The sequence below is a fragment of the Candidatus Villigracilis proximus genome, assembly GCF_016717045.1.
Classification (GTDB): domain Bacteria; phylum Chloroflexota; class Anaerolineae; order Anaerolineales; family Villigracilaceae; genus Villigracilis; species Villigracilis proximus.
Genome location: NZ_JADJUO010000008.1, coordinates 50,278 through 74,730 on the forward strand (window position 1 = coordinate 50,278; position 24,453 = coordinate 74,730).

Consider the following 24,453-nt stretch of genomic DNA (forward strand, 5'->3'; position numbering starts at 1 on the left):
GAAGAGCGAAAATGACAGACTTTATTAAGGCCGTTGAGGCCAAAATTAATGAGAAAATCCCACAATTGAATCCCGGTGATACGGTCAGCGTCCACGTCAAGATCAAAGAAGGTGACCGCGAGCGTATTCAGGAATTCAAGGGAATTGTGATCCGCCTTCGCAAGAGCGGCAACGACGCGTCTGTAACAGTGCGTCGCATGGCCAGCAATGGTGTGGGTGTGGAACGCACATTCCTGCTCCGCTCTCCGCGCATCGACAAGATTGTGGTGGAACGCCACGGCAAAGTCCGCCGTGCGCAGTTGTACTTCATGCGAGACCGCACAGGAAAGAGCGCGCGCCTCAAGCAGAAGTTCGACTAATCAATATCCAAAAGAAGGGCGCCAATCAGCGCCCTTTTTGTTTTCAAGGAGCAGACACATGCCAAAACCATTGATTGGAATTACGACACGCAACGGCAAAGATTCTGACGGGCATCCCACGATGGTAGTTCAGCATTCCTATATAAATGCTGTCGTCAACGCCGGCGGAGTTGCGATCCCGATCCCTTCCATTTTGCCTAAAGAGGATTTGCAACAGTTGTATTCCCAACTAAATGGGATCCTCTTTACTGGCGGCGGGGATGTCTCTTTGGATTATTTTCCCGGATCTCCCCACCCGAGAATTGATGGCGTGGACAATGCGCGGGATTTTACTGAGATCAGTTTGATGCGCGCATCGGTGAGCGATGGCAAACCTTTATTGGGAATTTGCCGCGGCGCACAGGTGATGAATATTGCTTTGGGCGGAACCCTTTACACACATATCATTGATCAACTCAAAGGCGCGATCGATCATGATTACCCCGGAAATTTGCGCAAGACAATCGTCCACCCGGTGAATGTGGACGAGTCTTCCCGCTCTGCTGAAATATTTGGCGAAACTCTGTTGAATGTGAACAGTCTGCATCATCAAGGCTTAAAGGATATTGCCCCCGGATTGCGCGTGGTGGGTCACGCTCCCGATGGATTGGCAGAAGTGTGGATGCCTCTGCAAAATAGAATGTTAATTTAACAGGGTTTCTTTGAGAAGAAGTGAATTCCTTCCTGTTTCGTCTCCGTGAAAGACTTGTAAATTTTTATCCGCCGCTTTTTGGAGCCGGAATACGTTCCCGTAATGTTGATCAGTACACGATCCATGTTGAAATGAAATTAACTGCGTTCAACCGGAATATTGTTGGTGTGCATTTTGGCGGTTCCCTGTATGCAATGTGTGACCCATGGTTTATGTTGATCATGATGCGCGGACTGGGCTCTGATTACATTGTGTGGGATAAGGCCGCAAGCATTAAATTTATCAACCCGGGGCGCGGAACCGTGAAAGCGGTGTTTCAAATTTCACAGGAGAAGATCGAAGATATCCGCGCTGCTGCGGATGGCGGCGGGAAGATTGAACCGGTATTTTCCGTGGATGTGATAGATGAACAGGGGCAGGTTGTGGCTCAGGTTGAAAAACTGCTTTATGTGCGCCGAAAATTGCCGCAATAGTCAAGCATTTTCCCGTAGTATGATTGTCAAATGAAATCAACAAAAAATCCAATTGGTGTATTTGATTCAGGTGTCGGCGGACTCTCTGTCCTGCGGGCGATCCGGGCTTTGATGCCATCAGAGAATATGGTGTATGTTGGCGATCAGGGGCATGTGCCATATGGTCCACGTCCGATGGGGGAGATACAGAAATTCTCAGAAGGCATTACACGCTTTTTACTTGAGCAAAATTGCAAGCTGATCGTTGTGGCTTGTAATACCGCATCCGCTGCTGCATTAACGTATCTGCGCGGCCAGTTTCCTGATGTCTCATTTGTTGGTATGGAACCGGCAGTTAAACCTGCGGCTGAGATAACAAAAACGGGCAAGGTTGGTGTGCTGGCAACGCCCGCAACTTTTCAAGGCGCTTTGTATGCTTCAGTGGTTGAAAGATTTGGCGCAGGTGTTGAATTATTTCAACACACCTGTCCAGGACTGGTTGGTCAAATTGAAAAAGGGGAGTTGGTTACCAATGATACGCGTATCATTTTAGAAGATGCGCTTCTCCCCATGCTTGAAAAAAATATAGACACTGTTGTCTTGGGCTGCACCCATTATCCGTTTGTGATTCCGCTGATCGAGCAGATCGTGGGTGGACATGTTCGGGTGATCGACCCGGCCCCATCGGTGGCGAGACAGGCTAAACGTTTGCTTGAGGCGGGGGGGAATCTGAATCAGAGTAGTGAAATGTCTGAAATCCGATTTTTTACTTCCGGTGATTCTGACTCAATGAAATCCCTGCTGCCTTTGTTGTTGGGAATGAATGCTGATGTTGAGTCGATCACGTGGGAAGAAGGTCGAGTGACTCGATAACCTGTACGCCCATTTTTTGCATATCATCAAACAATCTTACAGGTTCAACAATATGCCCCATCATGTAGACGCCGTCCTTGCGCGATGTGCCGTCAAGATATTGTTTTAGATACGCGACAACGGGAATTGCGGTGAGTTCGTATCCATCGGGATGCGCGATTCGTGCGTGGACTTCGGCCGGGCTGCCGTTTAATTTGCCTTTGGCTTCCACTTTGAGAGCCACCAGATACGGCGGCTTTGTTTTCCCCATGGCCCACCACATTAATTTTCCCAGCGGACGGATGCCGCGTTTGGGCGCGAGTTTGAGTCCCACTAGAACTAATGGAGTGATGATGAGGTCTGAGAGCCAGTTTGAACCTGAGATATAAAAACCGGTTTCTTTAAGGGACGGGATCATATTTGGTATGTCACGCAGCTCTTCAAAGAACATGGAATAGGCCGTACGTTCTCCAATGTCATCACCAAAATTGAATTTACACGAATCCCATGCTGTGGGTTTTGTCCATGCGCCGTTTTTATAGACCTGTGCCTGATACTCGATGAAGCCTTCCATGAGTTCGTCCACGGCTTCGGTGTAGGGCAGGTTTTGCATGTTGAGATAGCCGGCCGTGATGGCAGATTCAAGAATATCCAATTTTTGCGCGGCATAGCGGATCAGTGCAGCGGGCAGGCCGGGGTGATAGCCTGCTTCGGTGATGAAGCACAGACCGGCTTTTTTTATTTCTTCTTGTGCATCGTATAAGGCTTTTAATTTGCTGGATGAATATTGCACATCGAGATAATCCACGCGGGCATCGATGCACGCGCGGACGACTGTCTCAGCGTGGTGAGTAGTTGGGGCGGCGACCAGGCATAAGGTCACGTTTTGAAGCGCTTGTGTCAGGCTGGTGAGATCGGCTGCGTCGGCTTGTCTTGCGCTTACGCGTGAGTCGTGCAATTCATCCGCAAAGGATTTTGCTTTTTCCAGATTGCGGCCGGCAATGATGATTTCCACATCAGTTTGAGCGAGCAGATGTTTGGTAAGAAACTTTCCAGTGTATCCATACCCGCCCAGGATCAGGATCTTTGACATTTTTTATCTCCCTGTGAAAAGAAATTTATAAAATTTCCCCGTGTTTTGTAAGCGCGGCCAAAAAGCAGGGACTTGTTTTCTGTAATCAAGATACGGTTTGCCAAAGCGTTCGATCAATTCCTTTTCTTCCACGAGGCGGATCCAGCCTGTGAGCCCGAGCGGCACAAAGATCGTGAAGATGATCGAGTTTGCATTACCGTTTAGAAGTGCAAGCCCAACCCAAATGCGCAGCGCACTGGCGTAGATCGGGTGACGTAGAATGCTGTAAATACTTGAGGTGACAATGTGACCCTCTTCGGGATGGTAGACGTATAAAAGCATGAGATTATCCACGCCAAATGTGAATACACTCCGGATCCATAATAATGTACCGATGCCGACCATGAACCAGCCCAGTGCAGAAAAGACAACGGTCCACCAGCCTACAGGCACAAATGGACCATTCATGTAGCCGGCATGAGCTACTGCGCTAAAGATGAGTGCAAGGCCGGGGATTGCAAAATGAGCAAAGGCGTTGCGATAGGCGAGTTCTTTATATTTTTCTTTGTAGGTTTGCTTGCGGGAGAAGAAGAAACTGAGGATGAGAAATCCCAGGGCGCTGATGATGATCTCGCTGTCTATGCTCCAGGTGGGGATATTGTCGGAGACGAGAAAGTAAGCTGTCACCAATGCGGACAATCCCAGTGCATAGAGGATGATCTTTAATTTTCCACCCGTTGAGTTTAATTCAGGAACGTGTCTGGCAAGTGCATCGAAACCATTTGATTCCATTTTTGCCTCCAGCCGGAGTATAGTATTTTGTTGGGCGCTGTCAAGCGAAAATCTGACTTAAACCATCCTGAAGGCTTGTATTAATCTGCAATGCGCAGATCCAATTCTTCGGGAGTGGGTTTCTTTTCGCCAAGCGCCTCAAAGGTCAGATCACTGGGGGGAAGCCCATACTTGAGATTGTAATTATCGAATATTCTTGAATACCCGGCACCGGCTGCTGCTTCAAAATTTAATTCGAGCTGGGATGAGACCATGCGAATTGTTGATGTATCTGTACCTTCAACTTCAACGAAGTCACCGTATGGAAGTTCGTCCAGCATAATGTGGCAGCCATTTAGATCGTACGTGGCGCGATACTTTTCATAGATCATGATCTGAACATATCCCAATGCTTTAAAAGACGCTGGGTAGTTTCAAAATCACCAACTGTGGTTTCCAGTTCTGTGCGTGAGAATACTCCATCCACAATTTCGCTTGGGCCTTTGTAGGTCAGAATGGCATTTGTATCCTGTCTTAATCGCAGTACCCGGCCATTGGTTCTCATGCTTCCATCGGGCAGGTCGTAGCGAAAGTTGATTTCATGCACGCGGGGTTGAATCAATTGCGCCTTCAAATCAAGAAGGCGCAATTCGATCTTTTTTAAATCACGGACGTAAAACTTAACTTCAATTTCCTGGCTGTTCATTAATGCACGCTCAACAGGGTTTGTCTTTGTTCCACGCTCTCGCCGGCCTTGACGCGCACACGTCCCATGATGCCGTCACGCGGGGCCTTGAGTTCGTTCTGCATCTTCATGGATTCGAGGATCAGCATGACCTGTCCCTTTTTCACTTCTTCGCCTTCATTAATGAGAACGGAGACGACAAGACCCGGCATCGGCGCTTTAAGATGGAACTCGCCTCCTTCCACGGACCCTCCGCCTGCTGCGGCTTTCAGACGCTTTTCCCGTTCATCCTCGATCTTGACCTGGTACTGTCTGCCGCGGATCTGAACTTCCCAATCTTCCTCGCCCTGATATACAAAAGACTCGTATGATTTGCCATCGAGGATCAGTGAAAAGACGGGTTGTCCGCTTACGGATTCAAAGTCAACTTCAAGCAGGCGGTCACCAATGCGGATGTGACTCTCATCCACGATCTCAATTTCAAATTCCTTGTTGTCAATCGTTGTAATATATTTCATTATTTAACCTCAATCGTGGTTTTTGCACGACCTCTAAAATCGTTCAGGTTACTTAACCACTAATCGCAAATCCAAAATCGCTAATCATTAGCGGTGCATACGTTCCCAGCGGCCAACCCATTTCCAGTTGCTTGTATCGCGTTCGTTCCTGCGGACAATGTTTGCATTGCGTTCGCTTTGTTGATGAGCAACCAGTGTGGCGAGAATGGCTGCAATTTCAAGGTTCTCCGTGCGTGACTCCATCGCATCATCCATTGAGAATCGTTCTTCCACGAAGCGCGTGTCAAACTGTCCGCCCATGAAGCGATGTGAATCCATCAATGTTTGGTGGAATGGAATGTTGGTGCGCACGCCGACGATGCGATATTCTTCCAGTGCGCGGCGCATACGCAGAATGGCCTGTGCGCGTGTTTCACCCCAAACGATCAGTTTGGCGATCATCGGGTCGTAGAAAGGCGTGATCTCGAAGCCGGGATAAACACCTGTATCCACGCGCACACCGGGGCCGGTGGGCAGCAGACTGTGTGTAATACGCCCTGTGGACGGCATGAAGCCGTTGAAGGGGTCTTCCGCGTTGACACGACACTCGATGGCATGCCCGTTAAATTTGATCTGTTCCTGGGTGTAGCTTAGTTGTCGTCCACGCGCGATGCGGATCTGCTCGGCGACAATATCCACGCCGGTGACCATCTCTGTAATGGGATGTTCCACCTGCAAACGTGTGTTCATTTCAAGGAAGTAGAAATTGCGATCCTTGTCCACCAGAAACTCGATCGTGCCTGCGTTGACATAATCCACAGCTTGTGCAGATTTTACGGCAATGCTTCCCATTTTCTCGCGCAGTTCATCATCAATAAAAGATGAGGGTGATTCTTCCAACAGTTTTTGATGACGGCGTTGAATGGAACATTCACGCTCGCCCAGATGAATCACGTTGCCAAACGAATCCGCCATGATCTGGAATTCGATATGACGCGCGCCTTCAATTAATTTTTCAAGATAGACATTCCCGTCACCAAAAGCGGATTCCGCTTCGCGTCTCGCGGACGCAAGCAGGGTCGGCATTTCCTCCAGGCTTCTTACTTCTCTCATGCCTTTTCCGCCGCCACCCGCAGTGGCTTTGATCAGCAATGGAAATCCGATGGTCGGAGCGATGCGCAGAAGATCATCGTTGGTCATGTTGCCAACATCTTCCGTGCCGGGCACAACCGGCACGCCGGCTTTGATCACCGTGGCGCGTGCCTTGCCTTTATCTCCCATCGCCGCAATGGAAGAAGGTTTTGGTCCAATAAAGGTAATGCCCAGTTCTGCGCATCTTGCAGCGAAATCTTCGCGTTCAGCGAGGAAGCCATACCCGGGGTGGATCGCATCCGCGCCGGATTTTTTTGCAACTTCAAAGATCTTGTCGGCCCGCAAGTATGATTCGCGTGAGGGGGCAGGTCCGATCAAATAGGCTTCATCTGCATAGCGGACGTGCAGTGCGTTACGGTCTGCTTCTGAAAACACAGCGACCGTCCCAATGCCAAGTTCACGGCAGGCGCGAATAATACGCACCGCGATCTCGCCGCGATTTGCAACCAGAACTTTTGTAAACATGAGTGATTTTTTTGTTTTCATATTTATAACGGTATGTTTCCGTGTTTCTTGGCTGGATTTCCATCACGCTTGTTGCTTAACATTTCCAGCGCATTGATCAGGCGCGGACGGGTTTCCTTCGGCTCGATCACATCGTCAATATATCCACGCTGTGCAGCGACATAAGGATTTGCAAATTTCTCTTTATACTCCGCCACCAGTTCAGCCTTCCTTTGGATGGGGTCTTCAGCGGCATCAAGTTCCTTGCGGAAGATGATATTTACTGCACCGTCAGGTCCCATGACGGCGATCTCGGCTGTCGGCCATGCGAAGTTTGCATCACTGCGGATGTGCTTGGATGACATAACACAATACGCGCCGCCGTATGCCTTGCGTGTGATGACTGTCAACTTGGGGACTGTCGCTTCACAATAGGCGTAAAGCAGTTTTGCGCCGGAGCGAATAATGCCGTGATGTTCCTGGAAGGTTCCGGGCAGGAAGCCGGGCACATCTTCAAAGGTGATGATCGGAATATTGAACGCATCACAGAAGCGCACAAAACGTGCCGCTTTTTCACTTGCGTCAATATCGAGTACGCCAGCCAATACTGCAGGTTGATTGGCAATGATGCCAATTGAGTGTCCGCCCAAACGGGCAAAACCTACAACAACATTCTGCGCATAATTCTCATGGATCTCATAAAACTGTCCGTTATCCATGATCATATTAATAACTTCTTTAATATCATAAGGCTTGTTCGCATCATCAGGGACGATGGTATTTAGTGCCTCTTCCATTCGCAAAGGATCGTCACCTAAAACGAAAGGAGCATCTTCCATATTGTTTTGCGGCAGGAAGCCGAGCAGTTTGCGGATGAGATACAAGGTGTCTGCTTCACTGTCAGCGGCGACATGGCACACACCTGATTTTTCAGAATGCACACTCGCGCCGCCCAGTTCTTCCTGCGTTACTTCTTCGTGAGTTACTGCCTTTACAACATCGGGACCGGTAACAAACATATAGGAAGTATCACGCGCCATGAAAATAAAATCAGTCAGCGCCGGAGAGTAAACTGCGCCGCCGGCGCATGGCCCCATAATGGCCGAAATTTGCGGGATGACACCCGAAGCCATTGTGTTACGCAGGAAGATATCAGAGTAGCCTGCGAGAGCCACTACGCCTTCCTGAATGCGCGCGCCGCCTGAGTCATTCAGACCGATCATCGGTGCGCCGTTTTTCATTGCCATATCCATGATCTTGCAGATCTTGGCGGCGTGTACCTCACCCAGGCTTCCGCCAAAGACTGTGAAATCCTGTGAGTACACATACACAAGGCGGCCTTCGATCGTGCCCCAGCCGGTCACCACAGAGTCACCGATAAATTTTTGTTCATCCAACCCAAAGTCATGTGTGCGATGAACGATGAAAGCGTCCACTTCGCGGAAGGAGCCCTTGTCTAATAGTAGATCAAGGCGTTCACGGGCGGTCAGGCGTCCCTTCTTGTGCTGCGCATCAATGCGGGCTTGTCCGCCGCCAAGGCGTGACTGTGCTTTCAGGTCAGTTAACTGTTGGATTTTCGATTTTTTGCTCATAAGCCTCTCTCGACAATGTTTTTATATTGAACAGGATGAAAATAATTACTGCCAGATTTACTATAACAGCGAATAACCAGTTTGGATGCGGATTTTGCCAGACGAACCGCTCGGTCCAATACCAGACGGTGTAGCCTGCTGCGGCCCCGATCAGCAGTTTCGTGGCCCATGCTTTTTTCTGCAAAATGCTCCAGACGAGAATGATACCTGTAATTACCCAAAATGCGCCGCTGCTCGCTGTGACCATGGGTGATGGCTGTACTGAGAACTCGTTTAAAACATTCTGCCACGCAAGGGAAGTCCACAGGCGCAGGGCATTCCATGTTGTTAGGGATAACACCATCAATAGCAGGAGGGTTACTCGTAAAGGTAATTTGTTCATTGGTTTTCTTTCGTCAAAATAATTGTATGGCGGGTAAAAAAATTTGCAGGTCTTTTTCTGTTGATCATCAAAATAGTTAATTGAAATCCTGAAGGGCAAATATTGAAGCTGGGATATTTTTTCGAAACAGGAGCAGGTTATCGGCCTGGATGATGCGTTGTTTGAGGACGAAGCATACTGGAGGTGAAATTAAATCTGCTTTGGAGGGGAATCTGGCGGCGAAGCCATCCCTCACTATTTTTGTTGTGGATATTTCGGCTCCGGCCAGAGATACAGCAATCCTTTTCCGCCGTAAACGGTGTAGCTTTCAAGGTATGGATCGAATTGACCAAAGTAGGGCGGTTGTTTGAGCAGGCGTGTGTTTGCAAAGACGATGGTCATGCCGCGTTCGCTGAGGAATTGAGAGGCTTCTCCGTTTTGCAGTGCCTGGAAATATTCATGGCTGTTGATCAGTCCGTCCATGTTGACGATGGTGCGGTCTCGAATAAAGTACCCTACATTTCCACCGCCTGTCATGCCGATAATTGCGCCGGGCGGTGTATTCTCTTCAATGTAAGTGGCGACTTCCATATAAGATTGACTTTCGGGGTAATAGTTGTGGCGCATGATGGCAGCAATGTAAGTTGTGTGGGTGTAGGCTAGAGAAACGCAAAGCGCAAGTGATGCAAATTCAAATATACGGCGGGTGTTTTTTATTTTCTTTGTTATCGGTCGTAGAACAAGGTGAAACAGAAGGCTGCCGATCAGTACGATCAATATCATTTCGCTTGCCCAGTACCATTCTTTTGCGCCGCCATACGCGGTGGTGGTGTATGAGAAAATTTGCAATCCACAGCCTGCTATTAATGGAATGAGCGCCATATTTGAAAATGCGCGCAGGGTTTGACGGGCGTTGGCAAATAAAAGGATGAGGATCACGATTGAAAAAAACAGCATGGCGATGTAGTAGCGTTCGTCAAGTGTGTCAGCGCCAGGGTAGATCGGACGCAGTAGTTTGGCAACCGGTATTAATAGATTTGATGCAGGTTTCCAGGCGTCGTATACCCACTGATAGTTGATGCCAAAGAAGGAAGGCCAGTTTGATGCGGGGTAGTCGTAGACTGTGTTTTTGAGCAAGCCCCACCAGCGTTTGATCTGCCCGCTGACCGGACTGCTTGTGCCGAATGTGAGTTTGTTGTACAGCATGTATAAGGCAAGCGCGCCGCCGACGATTCCGTAATAGATCAGCGCTTCTGAGAACCAGTTTTTCCAATTGGATCGAAATTCTGTCATGGGTGTTGGTTGTTGCAATTCAATTTTTATTTTCTCATTGCCAAACCAATGCGCGGCGAGACGAACGGCAAGGATGAGTATGACGCTGATTCCCCAATCAAGGAGAAAGGCGCTGCGCGGAAAACTTTCTCCAATTCCAAACCGGGAAAGAATGAGATATATGCCGGCGATCAACACGGTACTTATCGTAAGCGCGGATAAAGTTTGCCGAATGATTTTCCAGATCGGGTTTGTACGTGGATGTTGGTATGCTCCCAAAAAATAGAGAACACTGAGTTTAATTCCCATCGCGATGAGGGTAACTTCCACGGCTGATGCGGCATAGGTGCTGTTGTAGGTGTCCAGTCCTGTGCGAATCGCGACAGAGAAGGTCATTGAGATGAAAATAATGACCATATCGAGCGGTGCAAGAAAACGGACCGGGCTGCCACGCAGGATGATCCAAAGCCCGCCTAGAATTGCGATAAAAACAAGGTCCAGGCGGCTAAACATAACCATGACCGCAATCAGCGCCAGCAGACTGATTTGATGTGCAGTGACTGGTTTTGCTCCTTTGGGCTGCCATTCTTTTTCAAATTGTGAAAGTTTGTAAATGAAAAGTACGATCGTAAAAGCGGCGAGTGGAGTTTCAAGGCCGGTTTCGTAAACTGTGGCGTGAATATTTAAATTAAATGCCCAGAATGAAGCGGCGAGATAAGCCGCCGAAAGTGACAGGTTTTCCTTGACCAACCTGTAAATCAATACCGCAGTTGCGGCATTGAAGAGCGCCATGACTACCAGCAGAACACGCAGCGGCAGGATCAGGTCAAAACGGGCAAGGGCAAAGATCGGAATGCAAACGATCATCCATAACGGATGATACCCATTGGATAAGTTGATACCGTCGAAGGTGCTGCCGAGTCCCTGCGTAATATTTTGAGCGACCTTAAAATAATAATACGCATCGTCGCGCGTAAACCAATTGTTTGGAAAGTTATATGCGTCTGAAAAAGCGGCATAAAGATGAGTGCCAAGAATTACCGCGATCAATAGGCTTTCAAAAAGAGAGAATCGTTTTAAGAAATTCATTTTTATTTTTTATGCACAGGCATTCGAGAAAGCCCGTTACCGGTTCCTATTAAATATGGAGTGTGATTTTACCGAAGTTTTCGCCGTTCCATAATCTTTCCTGAGCAGCGGCGGCTTCTTCAAGCGGAAATGTGCTGTCCACGACAGGCTTGAGTTTACCTGAGATCACCAAACTCATCACTTCACTAAAATCTGCAAGTGTGCTCATGGTGGAGCCGATGATCGAAAGATGTTTGGCGAATATAAAACGATTGTCAATTTCAAAACGCGGTGCGCCGCTATTTCCAACGGTCAGCAGGCGTCCGCCTTTTTTGAGCGCTCGTAAACTGAGCGGAAAAGTAGTTCCCACATTATCCACAATTACATCCATGCCGCGTTTTTATTTGCGATAAATAAAGCCTTTGCCCAATCTTCGTTTTGCGAGCGGTCGATTAAGATGTCTGCGCCGAGCGCTTCTGCATTTTTTAATTTTTTAACGCTTGACCCGATCACAGCGACGCGCGCGCCAAGATATTTGGCGATTTGGATACTGGCGGAATTTACGCCCTCCTCCCGCGCCGACAATTGCCACTGTTTCTCCGGCTTTTATCTCCCCGCGCTTGACCATTGAATGCCATGCGGTTTGATAGACCAATGCGCTGGCCGCCTCGGCATGGAAATCAAAATCTTCCGGCAATTTGAAGAGTTGACGCTCAGGCACACAAATATATTCAGCATATGTTCCGCGGATCGTTTCGCCCAGCAAATGCCAATTGGAGCACAGATTATCCCGCTGACTTAAGCAGTACTCACATTCTCCACAGCCAATATTGGCATTGATGACGACTCTGTCGCCGATTTCAAAATCGTTTGTATCTGTCCCCAGGCCTGCTACTTCTCCTGCACCGTCTGCGCCATTGATGTGGGGTAATTCCAGCTTTAGTCCCGGCCAACCGTTGCGGACGAAGATATCCATGCGGTTAAGTGCCGCAGCGTGCAAACGTACGAGGACTTCACCTGCTTTGGGTGCAGGCATAGAAAACTCAGTGTATTCAAGAACTTCCGGGCCGCCGTGCTTATAAAAGAGGACAGTTTTCATATCACTACGGTTTGATTTCGATCACAACAAAATTCGACATCACAGGAGCGTGCCCGAGATTGTCCACGAGATTCTGTTCTCCGTCCACGCTGACCTGGCATTGATAAATGCCAGGTTCCAGATCAAGCGCTATCTGTCCTGCGCTTTGTCCGCCGGGAAATAAGAAGTGTTGTGCCGGAATCGGCGCATAATAATTTTGTTCCGGCATTAGATTCACATCGGGGGTAAAGACAAGTGTATCAAGGAAGATCGCCATAAATCCAGATGGATCATCCATGTAGGGCCGTGTGATTATCAGTGTGTTCTTGTTTTCAGAGATATCAAATGGGCCGACCCGTTCCCAGACCCATTTGTTGAGATTATCTTCAACCGTCTGGCTGACAGTCCCTGCCTGCCCGTTGACTTGTAATTGCAGAGGCGAATGATCCGCTTCTCTTTTCAAGGTGCGCGCCCAAATATAAATTTGTCCGGCGGTGGAGGTTTCAAATTCATAAAGCACTGGTTCACTTAAATAATTATCAGCCAGATACCCGCTGGCGTTCCAGCCTTGTACAAATGCAGTATCTGCCTGCCAACCTGACGGTGGTGGAAGTGTCTCTGCTTCAAGCCAGACATGTTCTGTGGTTTGCACTCCGCACTGAAGTGAAAGGCTTGTCACTGTGCTTTTTGACAACTCCCAACTTAATTGTTGGCTTGAGTTGGTTTGATGAAGTGTTAAGTTCGCGCTCAAGCAGGCTGGTTCTGCCAATGCTGAAGCGGGCAGGCTAAAACGGTCAAAGAAAATCCCTTCGATCAAGATGCCTTTCGGGTAGCAATGCTTTAATGTTTGGGCAATTTCATCCCGTTTTATGCGATCGCTGTCAGTGACCTTGTCGAGAATGATCTCAAGGTTGGGGCGGTCTGTCAGGTCATCGGGCAGGGCTGGCATCAGGTCGTCCAGTGCCACGTATTGATAGGAATTTTGAATTTCCTCCGTGGGTATTTTGGCGAGCATGAAAAGCTCGATCATTTGATATTCATTATTTAATGGTTCGTTACCGTGTGGAATGTTCGGTAGAACAATGAGTGTATCCATGTCTGCTGCACTGCCGGCGATCTCGCCGATCTCGCGCCGTACTTGACGATTCTGCTCATCGCCAGTTTCATTGAAATAAATATAAAGGTTCATCAGCGGCAGCCAGATCAATACAACGAGCGCAATGGTGACCGATAAAGGCTGGAGTATTTTCCCGATAAAGCTCAGACTGTCATACGCGAACAGGAATAATCCCAGCGCCGCCAGCGCATAGACAGCCGGAAGCCCGGGATAGTACACACGTCCAAGCGGGGAGTGTGCTGCGATGGGCACAGGAAAAATAAATACAGCGAGCCAGATCAATGTCCAGTAGGAGAATCGCTGGCGGAGGGTTGCCAGGGAAACGAAAAACCCCATTGTGATCCAGGGAAGCAGGAATGCGTTAACGAGCGGTCCCATGCGGTTGTATAGAAAATCTACATTGGCGTAGATATACCAGCTTTTAAGTACTTTGGAAAAATATAACCAAAGCGTTGAGAATCCTTCTTCCCAGCCCTTCGCGTTGAAATCGTAATAACCCAGGCGGCTTGCAAGGTATGGAAGCAGAATGGGCAGTGCAAAGATGGAAGGCGCAAGCAGGGCTGTGACGAAGCGAGCCTTTTCTGTTCGAGTAACATCCTGACGATTGATCTCAATCATACAAATGCTAACTGCCGCCAGCAGCAAAGGCCAGACTGTGTCATACGTGAGCAGTCCGAGCGCCAGCGCGATACCACTGACCGCATAGAGATGCCAACGGCGCGCACGAATTGCCCAGGCCAAAAGCAACAGTGTAAGGATCGGCCACAGCTTAACGTGACTTTCCACATTTGCGAGGCGGCTGGCGCTGATATCAAAAATGGAAGCACTTAATAGCCAGGCTGAAAGCAGGGCCAGCGGAATATTCGTGAGGCGGCGCAGCAGCAGATAGAAAAGAAAAGTTGCCAGAATACTAAAGAAGGCCACTTCAAAACGTGCTGAAAAAATTGACGGCCCCAATAATTGATGGAACGGAGTTTGCATAAAAAAACTGACAGGCAGCGCGTCGCGATGATACAGCCCTGAATAATCAGGTAGACCGCGAATTCCCAACCAGACCACTTCGCCCGTCCATTTGGCTTCGTCCCCTTCAATGCCGTATGGAATGGAATCCAACTCAAAAAGACGCCCAAAGGATGCGAGTGCAATAACGGCTACGACCAGGGTGATCTCAAGACCGCGCTTCACATAAATAGGCTGATTCAAGCTGAATACGATTTGTTGCTTTGCCAATTGTGCCCAAATGAAAAACCCAAGAGCCGCCGCCAGATATAACTCAATCCCCATTCTGTGTTCAGGTTCTCTGCCAAGACACCACTGCGCACACATGGCCAGACTCAGTGAAGTCCAGAGCAGGGCGGTTTTTATGCGGCTTGGTGAACGGCGAACCAGGGCCAGAATTACAATGGATAATGCCAGCAATCCTGTTAGGACTGTGCTTGCAATTGCAGCTTCATAGTAGAGAAAATTCAGCGAGCCGCGCTGCCAATGCAGGAAATAAAACGGGCGGCCAGGTTCCATTGGATTGATCGGAATTCCACCCGCCATTTGTGCAGGTGCAAATATCAAAAAATAAGCTGCCAGCATTGTTACCACACCAGCCAGCAGAATTTCCCAACGGAATTGTGAAACATAAAAAGTGAGACGTTGTTTTAGGATCTGCCTATTAACATGAGTCTCCGCTTCTTTTTCGACGTGAGGAGTTGTTTCTGTCACCGGTACATCAACCCATCTTTGACGATGTGCCGCGACAAAAAGCAACAGTGTTCCAGCCAGCGCCAAAAGAGTTGGGATCAGACTCCAGAAAGGTATGTGCTTGTAAAAGACAAAATATAAATGTCCAGCCCAAACCGTCCACAATGTAATTATGAAGAGTTCAAATTTGTAATTCTTTATCCAGGCAGAAAAATTTGCAATTCGAGCCCATGTGAGGATATGAGCATGGGGCTTTCTCCGCCTGATTAAAAGCCAATCCAAATATACAGCCGTGAGAAGCGCGAGGATCAATACCAGGTAACCGGAAGACATTAAAACACCTTTAGCGAAGACCGGTTTCCATGCGCGAAATGACAAGGCGTTGAATTTCGCTTGTGCCCTCATAAATCTCTGTGATCTTTGCATCACGGAAATATCTTTCGATTGGCAATTCCTTGCTATATCCCATGCCGCCGTGGATCTGTACTGCTTGATGTGTAACGAACATGGCGGTTTCAGATGCAAACAACTTCGCCATGGATGCTTCAAGGGAATATCTTCCATCCGTTTGTTTGGAATTTTCTTTTGCAATCGCCGCATTGTAGATCAGCAGACGCGATGCCTCAATGCGTGTTTTCATATCTGCGATCTTGAATCCTGTTCCCTGAAACGCGCCGATTGGCTGACCAAACGATTCACGCTGACCCACATACTGGCGGGAAGCTTCGTATGCCGCTTCTGCAATTCGAGCGCCTGAGTTGCAATGCCGATACGGCCCGCATCCAACACGGTCATGGCGATCTTGAAACCTTCGCCTTCCGCGCCGAGTCTGTTGTCAGCTGGGACCCTGCAATTGTCGAAGATCAACTCACTGGTAGCCGAGGCGCGGATTCCAAGTTTCGGTTCCTTCTTGCCGCGTTTTAATCCGTTTGTTTTTCCATCCACCAAAAAAGCGCTGACCCCTTTTTGTTTTTTCTCAGGATCGGTCATCATAAAGACCACGAAATAATCGGCTACTGGGCCGCTGGTAACCCAGGATTTGGAGCCATTCAAAATATAAGAATCACCGTCGCGGGTGGCGCGGCTTTTCATTGTGCCCGCATCTGAACCGCTTTGAGCTTCGGTCAGGGAATATGCGCCAATAGCCTTGCCCGATGCAATGGGTGTGATAAATTTTTTCTTCTGTTCTTCTGTGCCAAATTTTAATATGCCGTGACAGTATAAGGAATTGTTTACCGACATGATAACGCCGTGTGCTGCATCCACTTTGCAGATTTCTTCAAGAGCCAGAACATAGGCGAGTGCATCCATACCCGCGCCGCCATATTGCTCGGGAACTTCGATTCCCATAAATCCCATTTCTCCCATTTTTTTCATCGTCGCGTGCGGAAATTCTCCGCTTTCATCATGTTCGGCTGCGATTGGGGAGATTTCTTTTTGGGCAAAATCGCGCGCCGCATCGCGGATCATTTTGTGTTCGGCTGTAAGTGGGTGGATGGGAAGATCGGTCATTTGTTATCTCTCCGGAAGAAAATAGTTTTCAAGATTATACCGCTTTGGGCGTGTAAGCTGGCGCGTTGTAATAATCGGAAAATGGCAATTGACTTCTCTCCATCGTCCAATATAATTACGTGATTAAGATGGCTTATGCAAAGGCGGTTTGAAACTATTTTATAATCTCTTATATGAACTCTCGCATCTGGCAATTTGAAACTATATTAACAAACCGCCTTCTCGTCTGGAGCATTCTCAGCGTTCTCTTCGGACTTGCAGCCTGCTTCGCCTCCGATAACTTTTTGCGCGGCTTCGGCATTCAGGGCGTCGCCTGGGGACTCATTGATTTTGCCATTGCTTTCCTCGGCGCAAAATCTGCCGCTCGACGCAAATCCACAGCCGACCCGATGCGTGAAGCGCAAAGCATCCGCAAAATCCTGTGGGTCAACTTTGGTCTGGACGTGTTGTATATCCTCGCTGGATTTTTTATTATCCAAAATTATGCTGAAGCGTTTTGGATTGGCACGGGCTGGGGTATTATTCTACAAGGCGCGTTTTTATTTTTCTTTGATCTTATTCACGCGTTAAGCGTGCCCAATATAGAGGCTATATGATCTTTTCCTATCTTAACTCCAAGTGCGAAGCTCGTGACCATGCCGAAGGCGGATGTGAGTCTTCGCGGTTGCAAATATTACCAAAGGTGAACTCGTCTCTCTCTGGGGCGGGCGGATTGTCCGCAAAGATGAGCTTGATCCATCCATGCCGCGCTTCACGCAGCGCGTCCTTAAATGGACGAAGATCTGTATTTGCTGACCGCGGAAGAGAAGGAGCCCAATGATTGTTTCAATCATTCCTGTAACCCCAATTTGGGATTCTTCGGACAGATCGGTTTGGTGGCTTTACGCGATATTAAGACAGGCGAAGAATTGATGTTTGATTACGCGATGTCTGAGGGCGGAAGATACGAGGAGTTTGAATGTTATTGAGGCGCGGTGAAGTGTCGAAAAAGAGGGACGTGCAACGATTGGAAACTTCCTGAATTGTGGTAGGAGTATAGAGGTTATTGTTGTCCCTATCTCGAGCGGCGGATTAAATCGTTGCGTGCCAATACCCCCGTGGAGCGCGGAATTTAGTCCGCACTATAAGACATTGAAATGAAATATTTACTCGGTGAAAAACTAAATATTGACTGGAAAGTTGCGATTGTCACCATCGTCAGCACTTCGTTGTTGATCATTGACCATTACTATACGTTTACTGACTATAAATACTGGGATCGTTTAATTCTTTATTTTGCCATTCCGCTATTGCTGATATTGATTCTGTTTCGTGAAAACCCGAAAGAATATGGCTTCTCCTTTGGCGACTGGAAACTGGGATTAACCTACACCGTGCTCGGGATTCTTGTCATGGCTCCTGTCATTTATTATCTGGGAAGCGGCAACGCGGCCATGAAGACATATTACGAAAGATTTTTGCCCGGCCTGCCGTGGACAACTTTTATTGATCTGCTTGGTTGGGAGTTCTTCTTTCGCGGTTGGATTCTTTTTGCCTATACACGTAAATTCGGGCATGACGGATTGTGGCTGCACGCTGTTCCATTTGCGCTGGCACATATTGGCAAACCAGATATTGAAACACTCTCCACCATCTTTGGCGGATTCGCATTTGGCTGGGTGGCATACCGCACAAGGTCGTTTGTCTGGCCCTTTCTGATTCATTGGTTTATTGCTACGTTTGTCATTCTGGTTGCTGCTGGCGTGATATAAAGAGTAGATATGAATACTTATCCTGTTCGTCCGGCTTTGGAGTCAGAATCCTCTCAAATTAAAGGCTTGATCAATTTGGTCGGGATCAATCCCACAGGACTGGATTGGAAGCGTTTTATCGTTGTGGTCAATGAAAAGGGGCAGGTCATTGCCTGCGGGCAGATCAAGCCTCATGGAGAAGACATCCGCGAACTGGCTTCGATTGCAGTTAACCCTGAATATCGCGGGCAGGGATTAGCGCGTGTTGTGATTGAGATGCTTTTGCATGAAAACCCGAGACCGTTATATCTAATGTGTGTTTCGCATAATGGGCCGATGTATGAAAAGTTTGGCTTTCAAGTGATCGCAGATAAGGCCATGCCGCGCTATTTTGCGCGAATTAAAAAGTTGTTTAAACTTTCCGATGTATTTAGAAGATCAGGTCAAGAATTGCTTGTCATGAAGTTGGAGTAAAATCATTCGTATGAAGAATGCTTTATATGTTTTGCTTGGAGTGATGGCGGGCTTTGTGCTGGCGGGTGTGCTTGTTTTTGTGGCGCGTGCGCCGGCTGGAGAACCGGTCGTTTTACTTCCTGCGCCCACCAAGGCACCAGTTGCTGTGCATGTGATTGGCGCAGTGCCGCGCCCGGGTTTGTATGAGTTTGCTCAGGGCGCACGCGTGCAGAATGCGATTGATGCCGCCGGTGGAATTCTGGCCGAAGCCAATGTGGATGCGGTCAATTTGGCCGCGCTGCTTGAAGATGGTCAGCAGTTGGTGATTCCATATCAGGATGGCAGCGTACCTTCTGAAGTACCATCGGTTGATCTTCCATCTTCCACTGAAGAGCCAGCCAATAATTCAGGAACGGAACTCATTAATATCAACACTGCCGGTGTTGACGAATTGGATACGCTTCCCGGAATTGGACCGACCACCGCGCAAAAAATAATCGACTATCGCACCGAAAATGGACCATTCGCAAGCATAGAAGATATTATGAAAGTTTCTGGAATTGGTGTATCTACATTTGATAATATTAAAGGACTGATAAAAATCTAATGCCTGCTTTCGATCATTTTTCAGCCATCGCTTCGATCTATGCCCGCGTAACATATTCAAAAGCAAATCTTATACGCGAAGTTGGCGCACTGCCTATTTCTGGAAAACTGCTGGATGTGGGCGGCGGCACGGGACGTGTCGCATCCGCGATCCGTGATCTTGTGGACGAAGTGATCATTACGGATGTATCTTTCGGAATGCTGGACAAAGCGGATCGCTCCGCGTTCAAGCCTGTCTGCGGCGGTTCTGAATCATTACCCTTCGCTGATAATTCCTTCGAGCGTGTCATCATGGTGGACGCACTGCATCACGTGATCGATCAAGTTGATAGCGCGCGTGAAATGCTGCGCGTGCTCAAACCCGGCGGACTGCTCGTGATCGAAGAACCCGATATCCGCACCTTTGGCGTGAAGTTAATTGCGATTGCAGAGAAACTTCTTTTAATGCGCAGTCACTTTCTTGCGCCAGATCAGATCGTAAAATTATTTCCAGATCAAGAGACAAATATCCGCGTAGAAGATGGGACAGCCTGGATCATCATCAAAAAATAAAATCACGCTTTTTTAATAAAATATAAAAAACATCCCAAAAATTGTCATCAGACAACCTTCGGGATGTTTTCTTAATTACAGAGTATCAGCAACTTGCAATTATGGAGTCCATCAGCTCATGTGCCCTGTGGGTGCTGATGGTTTACACGGACAACACCCAACACGGACGGCAATCTAGCCCTTTTTTACTCACTCGCCAGTACATGCCTTGCAATGACCAAACGCTGAATTTCGCTGGTGCCTTCGCCGATGGTCATCAGGCGCGCATCGCGGTACATTCTTTCTACATTGTATTCGCGGCTGTATCCATTTCCACCGTGGATCTGGATCGACTCATAACAGACGCGTTCTGCCATTTCGGTGGCGTACAACTTCGCCATCGCGGCTTCTTTATTGTAGGGGCGTCCCTGATCTTTGAGCCACGCAGCTTTATGCAGAATGGTTCGCGCGAGTTCGATCTCTGTTGCCATGTTAGCTAATTTAAACTGAATAGCCTGAAACTCCGAAATAGACTGGCCGAACGCCTTGCGCTCCCGCGCATAGTCTACAGCGGCTTCGAGTGCGGCTTGTGCCAGCCCGATGGAGATTCCGCCAATGCTGATGCGGCCTGCATCGAGTGTGGCGAGGGTTTGCTGTAATCCGCGTCCTTCCACGCCCACCAAATTCCCCAACGGCACGCGGACATTGTCATAGGTGATGCCGTGAGCGGGGGAGCCGCGCAGTCCCATCTTTTTTTCAGCGGGACCAACTTTCATTCCCTTCGTATCAGTTGGGACAAGGATCATGCTCAAAGACTTTGATCCGCCCTTCGGGTCTGTGCGGACTAAAGTAATCACATATTCGGCAATGCCGGCGTTGGTACACCACATCTTCGCGCCATTGATTACCCATTCATCGCCCTGTTTTTCGGCTTTGGTAATGACTCCGCCTTGAATATCAGAGCCGGCCCCGGGTTCGGTCAATGCGAGTGCGCCGAGTTTGTTCTTGCCTTCTGAAACCAATGGCAGCCATTTTGCTTTCAACTCTTCCGAGCCATACAAAGCGATGGGCGCGGTGCCCAGCCCGTTGTGGGCGGTGAAAGCCAAAGCAGTGGAACCGCAGCCCCAGCCCAATTCTTCCATGGCAATGGCCGATGAGATCATGTCCACGTTTGAGCCGCCGTAGGCTTCGGGAATGCTCATGCCGAGCAGACCGAGCGGCCCGCCCTTGCGGACAGCGTCCCAGTTGAAGGTTTCGTTTTCATCCATTTCACGTGCTTTTGGTTTTACAACCTTTGCCACAAACTCGTGGACAGATTTCTTCCATGCTTTTTGTTCGTCGTTTAGATCAAAATCCATAATACTTCTCCTGCGTTGATTTATTCAGTTTGCGATGGAGTCCATCAGCTTGCTGATGGGTTAATTTCTGCAGGTAAAGAAACCCACAAAGCGATACACGGGTAGCACCCACGCGGACAGCAAGCTGTCCGACTCCATAGTGTTTTCTATATTGTAATCACTTTGGCGGCTTTTGTTTGCGCCTCGATAATATCCGGCATACCGCCCACGATCCCAACCTGATTCTGCCCGCTGAGATTGTAAAAATCAAGACAGGTGGAGCAGATGATCAACCGCACGCCTTTGGCTTCCAGCGCCTTAAGCTGCTCCAATACTGGAGAATCTGCTACGGTCAACATTACACCTTCGGTGTAGAAACAAATTGCGGCCGGCGGATTTGTATTTTGTAAAAGCAATTCAAAATATTTAGCGGCCAGTTTTTGTTGTAACGCAAGGTCTGCCTTGCCCATGCCGTTATTGGTGACGAGTATGACTGTGTCTTTCATATTTATCTCCTTTGATTTATTCCGAATCTATTTTTTTGTCGTATTCTGCAAGAAGACTACGCGCCTTTTTGCATCCTTCTTTTCAACGTAAATTTCCACTCTGCCAAAAGTGACCGGCATGACGTTCAACGAGGTTGCTTCCTGAAACAATTCCACTTCGATCTCATTAGACTGGAAATAGAGTTTCAACAATTCAGCTTCCATTTGTCCCAGCACTTCGGTTAGAAGTTCGTACTTTAATTCGTCCATGATGTCCTCCAGCAAATGATGAACAGGATCGTCCACAAGGTGCTGACCACAAACTGACGCATTCCAATGCGGACGGGTTTCCAGCCAATGGATGGATGGGTGATGCCCCAAAGTGTTTCAAGCCATTGAATTAAAAACGGGATGAAGATCAACTGCGGAATTAAATTTGCCCAACCCAATAAAAGCGACGCGCATAAATTGAATGACGTGTAGACGAGCGCGCGTCTGCCCATCTTCCACAAAACGCTTCTTTCCTGACCTGTAGCCTGATCCTGTTTCAATTCGCGTTGTTCCAGCCTGAGATATGCATAGACGATGCTCGCCGCGGCTTGCAGCCATGTCCACACGAGGAGCCACCAGCCAAGCGGATTGTACTCTCCGAGCCCGACCCAATAGGCGGCGGGTGCTGCAAGTGACAAGACACCGGTGGCGACGATCTCAATGCCGGCCTGCTTTCGTTCAGAACGTTGACTCACCAGCCAGAGATGCCAGGCAAAGACCGGCGCGGCGGGAATTGCCAGATAGAGAATATAGCCAAAGCCTGCGAGGATTAAGGCGGTCAATGCCAGGGCTGAGATGATGCCATAGACCAGCGCCCAGAAACGGGCGGGGGGTAGATCCGTGTTTGGGCGTCTGCCAGAGATCACTTTGACGATCACTGTGATCGGTTGACGAATCATGAACGCAGACATGGCCGCGATGATCAAATTAAATGTTGCATAATTGAATGTGCCGCTTGCAAAGATCCCAACCAGTAGAGGGGTGAGGATGAATACCCACGAGCCGTGGTCTTGCGGAAGAGCAATCTGCTTTTTGAAATTTGCAAGCATTGTTTAACAAGCATAAAGAAAACCCCGATGTGTGCAAGGTTGTTATAATATCTGTAAATCATTTAAGGAGAGATACGCATGGCAAAAAAGAAAAGGTAAATCAGACACAGACTCAGAAGGCGAATAAGACGATTCAATACGCGGCTCTGGCTTAATGCTGGTTGTTGTGGCTATGGTTGTGTGGGTAAACTCCTCTGGCACTTCGGGGCCGAAGCAATATACAGCTGCACCGCCCATGACCATTGATGTGAACAAGACTTATATGGCTACTGTAGAAATGGAAAAAGGCGGGCAGTTTGTGCTTGAGTTGTACGCCGATAAGGCGCCGATCACTGTGAATAGTTTTGTGTTTCTTGCGCGTGAAGGATTTTATGATGGTGTGACTTTCCATCGTGTGCTTGATGGCTTTATGGCGCAAGGCGGCGACCCGACGGGTACGGGTCAGGGCGGCCCCGGTTATGAATTCGTAAATGAAAACAGTGACCTGGTCTTCGATAAGCCCGGTGTGTTGGCGATGGCCAACGCCGGCCCCGATACGAATGGCAGTCAGTTCTTTATCACGTTTGATGCAGCTGATTTTCTGAATGGCGGTTACACCATCTTTGGTCAGGTGGTCGAAGGCATGGATGTGGTCAATGGCATCACGCGCCGTGATCCCGATCAAAACCCGTCCACACCTGGTGATGCGATCAAGACGATCACAATCACTGAAGAATAAGCAGTTTATACGGAGTCAGGCAGCTCATGTGACTTGTGGGTGCTGTTTGTGAGACAGCCATCAGCGAGCTGATGGACTCCATAAAATAAAAAGAGAGGATGAAGTTTTATCGCTTCATCCTCTCTTTTTCTCTCTTTTTGCGGACTGAAGTCCGCGCTCCAGTTTTACTGGTTAATCGTCTTCTTCCAGATCGCGCATGGAGCAAAGGGATTGCAGTTCTTTTTCGCGTGCGTATTGTTTTTTGAGCAATGGATCAGCAAGGACTTTATTTGGGATCACATCTAAATTTTCGATCCAGTTTACAAATGATTCCAGATAAGGTTGATTTTCGTCTGATTTGTGTCCTTGTGTTGAATGCATGATTGGGCGGAGCTCATCCGGAAGTTTTTCAGGCTCATTGCCGAAATAATAGAATTGCTTGGAGGCAAGCGCGTATAGCCCGCTCAGGTCTTTTTCCTTATTTTCTTCCTTGTGGACGCCGGTGCGCATTTTGGGATCTGAGCCGCCTGTATAGTTATAGATGCAATCGCCCATGCGCATACGATAATCGATATTGCGCCAGTCTGGTTTTTTCTTTGGCACAAAGGTCTTGCAGAACTGGTCATACTCTTCCATTGTCATTTTGCTGGTGACTTTCATGGCATACACTAAATGGTCTGAAATATCACCGATGGGAGATGTCGCTGACCCGAGGCCGACGACCCAATCATCCACTTCAGCGGCGCGGCGGATGGCGGGTTTACAGATCACAAGTGTGCAAATGCCCCAGAATGGATTGGGGGCGGCTCCGCCATCATAGCGTACTGTGTACGAAAATAATTTCATA

At 48.4% G+C, this 24,453-nt stretch carries 29 protein-coding genes and 1 pseudogene; 11 read left to right on the top strand and 19 right to left on the bottom strand.

Annotation, left to right across the window (positions count from 1 at the left end; translation table 11 throughout):
* The first annotated feature begins 11 nt into the window (after positions 1-11).
* The 4 genes from rplS to murI are packed head-to-tail and all read left to right on the top strand — an operon-like array spanning position 12 to position 2,375.
* Positions 12-359 (top strand): 50S ribosomal protein L19, encoded by a 348-nt coding sequence (rplS, locus tag IPL71_RS10120; protein WP_345321241.1) that lies wholly within the window; start codon positions 12-14, stop codon positions 357-359.
* A 58-nt stretch (positions 360-417) separates the two neighbouring features.
* Positions 418-1,050 (top strand): gamma-glutamyl-gamma-aminobutyrate hydrolase family protein, encoded by a 633-nt coding sequence (locus IPL71_RS10125; protein ID WP_345321243.1) that lies wholly within the window; start codon positions 418-420, stop codon positions 1,048-1,050.
* 20 nt (positions 1,051-1,070) lie between these two features.
* On the top strand, positions 1,071-1,523 hold the full coding sequence (locus IPL71_RS10130; RefSeq protein WP_345321244.1) for a DUF4442 domain-containing protein: 453 nt from the start codon (positions 1,071-1,073) through the stop codon (positions 1,521-1,523).
* Positions 1,524-1,553: 30 nt separating this feature from the next.
* Positions 1,554-2,375 carry a glutamate racemase gene (gene murI, locus IPL71_RS10135; RefSeq protein ID WP_345321246.1) on the top strand — a complete coding sequence of 274 codons (822 nt, stop codon included), beginning with the start codon at positions 1,554-1,556 and terminating at the stop codon, positions 2,373-2,375.
* On the opposite strand, the gene IPL71_RS10140 is transcribed toward murI, so the two are convergent.
* The 14 genes and pseudogenes from IPL71_RS10140 to IPL71_RS10205 form a co-directional block, all read right to left on the bottom strand.
* Positions 2,344-3,447: a saccharopine dehydrogenase family protein gene (locus IPL71_RS10140; RefSeq protein ID WP_345321248.1), complete on the bottom strand. Its 1,104-nt coding sequence runs from the start codon at positions 3,445-3,447 to the stop codon at positions 2,344-2,346. The genes murI and IPL71_RS10140 overlap by 32 nt on opposite strands.
* Positions 3,448-3,450: 3 nt before the next feature.
* The gene (locus IPL71_RS10145; RefSeq protein WP_345321249.1) at positions 3,451-4,218 is read right to left on the bottom strand and encodes a methyltransferase family protein; all 768 of its coding nucleotides are present in this window, start codon (positions 4,216-4,218) and stop codon (positions 3,451-3,453) included.
* Between the two features lie 80 nt (positions 4,219-4,298).
* Positions 4,299-4,589 carry a hypothetical protein gene (locus tag IPL71_RS10150; protein ID WP_345321251.1) on the bottom strand — a complete coding sequence of 97 codons (291 nt, stop codon included), beginning with the start codon at positions 4,587-4,589 and terminating at the stop codon, positions 4,299-4,301.
* Positions 4,586-4,903: a CYTH domain-containing protein gene (locus tag IPL71_RS10155; protein ID WP_345321252.1), complete on the bottom strand. Its 318-nt coding sequence runs from the start codon at positions 4,901-4,903 to the stop codon at positions 4,586-4,588. The genes IPL71_RS10150 and IPL71_RS10155 overlap by 4 nt, the downstream gene beginning before the upstream one ends.
* Positions 4,903-5,400, bottom strand: coding sequence for an acyl-CoA carboxylase biotin carboxyl carrier protein subunit (locus IPL71_RS10160; RefSeq protein ID WP_345321254.1), 498 nt, complete (start codon positions 5,398-5,400; stop codon positions 4,903-4,905). Before IPL71_RS10160 ends, IPL71_RS10155 begins: the two co-directional genes overlap by 1 nt.
* A gap of 87 nt (positions 5,401-5,487) precedes the next feature.
* Entirely contained in the window at positions 5,488-6,996 is a 1,509-nt protein-coding gene (gene accC, locus IPL71_RS10165) for an acetyl-CoA carboxylase biotin carboxylase subunit (RefSeq protein WP_345321525.1), read from the bottom strand.
* A gap of 23 nt (positions 6,997-7,019) precedes the next feature.
* On the bottom strand, positions 7,020-8,567 hold the full coding sequence (locus tag IPL71_RS10170; RefSeq protein ID WP_345321256.1) for an acyl-CoA carboxylase subunit beta: 1,548 nt from the start codon (positions 8,565-8,567) through the stop codon (positions 7,020-7,022).
* Positions 8,533-8,949, bottom strand: a complete 417-nt coding sequence (locus tag IPL71_RS10175; RefSeq protein ID WP_345321259.1) for a hypothetical protein — start codon at positions 8,947-8,949, stop codon at positions 8,533-8,535. Before IPL71_RS10175 ends, IPL71_RS10170 begins: the two co-directional genes overlap by 35 nt.
* A 234-nt stretch (positions 8,950-9,183) precedes the next feature.
* Complete coding sequence (locus tag IPL71_RS10180; RefSeq protein WP_345321261.1) at positions 9,184-11,289, bottom strand: DUF8728 domain-containing protein; 2,106 nt, start codon at positions 11,287-11,289, stop codon at positions 9,184-9,186.
* A gap of 49 nt (positions 11,290-11,338) precedes the next feature.
* Positions 11,339-11,659 carry a zinc-binding dehydrogenase gene (locus tag IPL71_RS10185; protein WP_345321263.1) on the bottom strand — a complete coding sequence of 107 codons (321 nt, stop codon included), beginning with the start codon at positions 11,657-11,659 and terminating at the stop codon, positions 11,339-11,341.
* The gene (locus IPL71_RS10190) at positions 11,650-11,781 is read right to left on the bottom strand and encodes a hypothetical protein (RefSeq protein ID WP_345321265.1); all 132 of its coding nucleotides are present in this window, start codon (positions 11,779-11,781) and stop codon (positions 11,650-11,652) included. The genes IPL71_RS10185 and IPL71_RS10190 overlap by 10 nt, the downstream gene beginning before the upstream one ends.
* On the bottom strand, positions 11,762-12,367 hold the full coding sequence (locus IPL71_RS10195; protein ID WP_345321267.1) for an alcohol dehydrogenase catalytic domain-containing protein: 606 nt from the start codon (positions 12,365-12,367) through the stop codon (positions 11,762-11,764). Before IPL71_RS10195 ends, IPL71_RS10190 begins: the two co-directional genes overlap by 20 nt.
* Positions 12,368-12,371: 4 nt before the next feature.
* Positions 12,372-15,488: a glycosyltransferase family 39 protein gene (locus IPL71_RS10200; protein ID WP_345321269.1), complete on the bottom strand. Its 3,117-nt coding sequence runs from the start codon at positions 15,486-15,488 to the stop codon at positions 12,372-12,374.
* A 10-nt stretch (positions 15,489-15,498) separates the two neighbouring features.
* Positions 15,499-16,667: pseudogene (locus IPL71_RS10205) on the bottom strand (acyl-CoA dehydrogenase).
* A gap of 173 nt (positions 16,668-16,840) precedes the next feature.
* On the opposite strand from IPL71_RS10205, the gene IPL71_RS10210 reads away from it, so the two are divergent.
* From IPL71_RS10210 to IPL71_RS10235, 6 genes are all read left to right on the top strand, one after another.
* A complete protein-coding gene (locus IPL71_RS10210) occupies positions 16,841-17,263 on the top strand; it encodes a DUF6992 family protein (protein WP_345321271.1) in 423 nt (140 codons plus the stop codon).
* 174 nt (positions 17,264-17,437) lie between these two features.
* A complete protein-coding gene (locus tag IPL71_RS10215) occupies positions 17,438-17,635 on the top strand; it encodes an SET domain-containing protein-lysine N-methyltransferase (RefSeq protein WP_345321273.1) in 198 nt (65 codons plus the stop codon).
* A 168-nt stretch (positions 17,636-17,803) separates the two neighbouring features.
* Positions 17,804-18,418, top strand: coding sequence for a CPBP family glutamic-type intramembrane protease (locus IPL71_RS10220; protein WP_345321274.1), 615 nt, complete (start codon positions 17,804-17,806; stop codon positions 18,416-18,418).
* Between the two features lie 9 nt (positions 18,419-18,427).
* Positions 18,428-18,871 carry a GNAT family N-acetyltransferase gene (locus tag IPL71_RS10225; RefSeq protein ID WP_345321276.1) on the top strand — a complete coding sequence of 148 codons (444 nt, stop codon included), beginning with the start codon at positions 18,428-18,430 and terminating at the stop codon, positions 18,869-18,871.
* A 10-nt stretch (positions 18,872-18,881) separates the two neighbouring features.
* Entirely contained in the window at positions 18,882-19,457 is a 576-nt protein-coding gene (locus IPL71_RS10230; RefSeq protein WP_345321277.1) for a ComEA family DNA-binding protein, read from the top strand.
* Positions 19,457-20,008, top strand: coding sequence for a class I SAM-dependent methyltransferase (locus tag IPL71_RS10235; RefSeq protein ID WP_345321279.1), 552 nt, complete (start codon positions 19,457-19,459; stop codon positions 20,006-20,008). The genes IPL71_RS10230 and IPL71_RS10235 overlap by 1 nt, the downstream gene beginning before the upstream one ends.
* A gap of 185 nt (positions 20,009-20,193) precedes the next feature.
* Here the strand turns inward: IPL71_RS10235 and IPL71_RS10240 are convergent, their stop codons facing one another.
* The 4 genes from IPL71_RS10240 to IPL71_RS10255 form a co-directional block, all read right to left on the bottom strand.
* Positions 20,194-21,345 (bottom strand): acyl-CoA dehydrogenase family protein, encoded by a 1,152-nt coding sequence (locus tag IPL71_RS10240; RefSeq protein WP_345321281.1) that lies wholly within the window; start codon positions 21,343-21,345, stop codon positions 20,194-20,196.
* Between the two features lie 146 nt (positions 21,346-21,491).
* A complete protein-coding gene (locus IPL71_RS10245; RefSeq protein WP_345321283.1) occupies positions 21,492-21,830 on the bottom strand; it encodes a DsrE family protein in 339 nt (112 codons plus the stop codon).
* Between the two features lie 27 nt (positions 21,831-21,857).
* Positions 21,858-22,079, bottom strand: coding sequence for a hypothetical protein (locus IPL71_RS10250; RefSeq protein ID WP_345321285.1), 222 nt, complete (start codon positions 22,077-22,079; stop codon positions 21,858-21,860).
* Positions 22,067-22,909 (bottom strand): YwiC-like family protein, encoded by an 843-nt coding sequence (locus tag IPL71_RS10255; RefSeq protein WP_345321286.1) that lies wholly within the window; start codon positions 22,907-22,909, stop codon positions 22,067-22,069. Before IPL71_RS10255 ends, IPL71_RS10250 begins: the two co-directional genes overlap by 13 nt.
* Positions 22,910-23,081: 172 nt before the next feature.
* Here IPL71_RS10255 and IPL71_RS10260 point away from each other — a divergent pair, with 172 nt between their 5' ends.
* On the top strand, positions 23,082-23,627 hold the full coding sequence (locus IPL71_RS10260) for a peptidylprolyl isomerase (protein ID WP_514130766.1): 546 nt from the start codon (positions 23,082-23,084) through the stop codon (positions 23,625-23,627).
* A 171-nt stretch (positions 23,628-23,798) separates the two neighbouring features.
* On the opposite strand, the gene IPL71_RS10265 is transcribed toward IPL71_RS10260, so the two are convergent.
* Complete coding sequence (locus IPL71_RS10265; protein ID WP_345321288.1) at positions 23,799-24,452, bottom strand: Nmad2 family putative nucleotide modification protein; 654 nt, start codon at positions 24,450-24,452, stop codon at positions 23,799-23,801.
* Position 24,453 lies beyond the last annotated feature (1 nt).